The sequence below is a fragment of the Aquimarina spongiae genome (genome assembly GCF_900141785.1).
In the GTDB taxonomy this organism is placed as follows: Bacteria; Bacteroidota; Bacteroidia; order Flavobacteriales; family Flavobacteriaceae; genus Aquimarina; species Aquimarina spongiae.
Window position 1 is genome coordinate 2,501 of record NZ_FQYP01000021.1, and the last position, 1,838, is coordinate 4,338.

Genomic DNA, 1,838 nt, shown 5'->3' on the forward strand with positions numbered 1-1,838 from the left:
CGTCACCCTAATGGGCTCCGACCGCTTGTAAGCGTATGGTTTCAGGGTCTTTTTCACTCCCTTATTCAGGGTTCTTTTCACCTTTCCCTCACGGTACTGGTTCACTATCGGTCTCTCAGGAGTATTTAGCCTTAGCGGATGGTCCCGCCAAATTCACACAGGGTTTCCCGTGCCCCGCGCTACTCAGGATACTACTAAGTATTTGATCTTTACTTATACAGGGCTATCACCTTCTCTGGCCTGTCTTTCCAAACAGTTCTAATTCATTACAAATCCTATGTTGTAGTCCTACAACCCCAAACCGGCCGTAACCGATTTGGTTTGGGCTATTCCGCGTTCGCTCGCCACTACTAACGGAATCACTATTGTTTTCTTCTCCTATGGGTACTTAGATGTTTCAGTTCCCCACGTTCGCCCATCTTACGATGTGACATGTCTTCAACATGCCGGGTTGCCCCATTCGGAAATCCACGGATCAACAAGTATGTGCCTCTCCCCGTAGCTTATCGCAGCTTATCACGTCCTTCTTCGCCTCTGAGAGCCTAGGCATCCCCCATACGCCCTTAATTAGCTTATGTCTTATGCTTTAATTTGCTCTTAGTTTTTATTTTACATCACACAATTTTACAATCATGTGTGCTCGTTTTTTCTCTAAATCAATATGTCAATGAACGTTGTGGCGAGTCGCCACTGACTAATACATCAGTAACTACTCCCTGCAATACTCTTGAAATTTATATCTCAAGGCATTGCCTTGTGGAGAATACCGGAGTCGAACCGGTGACCTCCTGCGTGCAAGGCAGGCGCTCTAGCCAGCTGAGCTAATTCCCCGTCTTATAAAGTTGACCGTAGCCAAATATTAGTTGACAGTAGCACAACTTCTAAAATTTCCTTATTCAATATAAAATGAACTTAATTCGTAGTCTCAGGCAGACTCGAACTGCCGACCTCTACATTATCAGTGTAGCGCTCTAACCAGCTGAGCTATGAGACTTCGTTAGTAAAAATCAATCGCCTAATAAAACAATCGATCCCTTAATATTTAATTGACAGCCGAAAAACTAAAATCAACCCTTAAATAAAAACCTTCTGAGTCGTACCATTTCTAAATTCTCTAGAAAGGAGGTGTTCCAGCCGCACCTTCCGGTACGGCTACCTTGTTACGACTTAGCCCCAGTTACTAGTTTTACCCTAGGCCGCTCCTTGCGGTGACGGACTTCAGGTACCCCCAGCTTCCATGGCTTGACGGGCGGTGTGTACAAGGCCCGGGAACGTATTCACCGCATCATGGCTGATATGCGATTACTAGCGATTCCAGCTTCACGGAGTCGAGTTGCAGACTCCGATCCGAACTGTGACCGGCTTTATAGATTCGCTCCTTATCACTAAGTGGCTGCTCTCTGTACCGGCCATTGTAGCACGTGTGTGGCCCAGGACGTAAGGGCCGTGATGATTTGACGTCATCCCCACCTTCCTCGCGGTTTGCACCGGCAGTCTTGCTAGAGTTCCCGACATTACTCGCTGGCAACTAACAACAGGGGTTGCGCTCGTTATAGGACTTAACCTGACACCTCACGGCACGAGCTGACGACAACCATGCAGCACCTTGTAATCTGTCCGAAGAAAACTCTATCTCTAAAGCTGTCAGACTACATTTAAGCCCTGGTAAGGTTCCTCGCGTATCATCGAATTAAACCACATGCTCCACCGCTTGTGCGGGCCCCCGTCAATTCCTTTGAGTTTCATTCTTGCGAACGTACTCCCCAGGTGGGTTACTTATCACTTTCGCTTAGCCACTCAGACCGAAGTCCAAACAGCTAGTAACCATCGTTTACGGC

The 1,838-nt window shown here is 47.3% G+C and carries 2 tRNA genes and 2 rRNA genes (1 of these 4 cut by a window edge); all 4 read right to left on the bottom strand.

From position 1 onward, the window contains the following. Window positions 1–578: ribosomal RNA gene (locus BUE24_RS23475) — 23S ribosomal RNA — on the bottom strand (it extends 2,243 nt beyond the left edge of the window). Window positions 579–757: 179 nt separating this feature from the next. Beyond that, a tRNA-Ala gene (locus tag BUE24_RS23480) sits at window positions 758–831 on the bottom strand. An 89-nt stretch (window positions 832–920) separates the two neighbouring features. Continuing rightward, window positions 921–994, bottom strand: a tRNA-Ile gene (locus BUE24_RS23485). A 124-nt stretch (window positions 995–1,118) separates the two neighbouring features. After that, a 16S ribosomal RNA gene (locus tag BUE24_RS23490) occupies window positions 1,119–1,838 on the bottom strand; the annotation flags it as partial.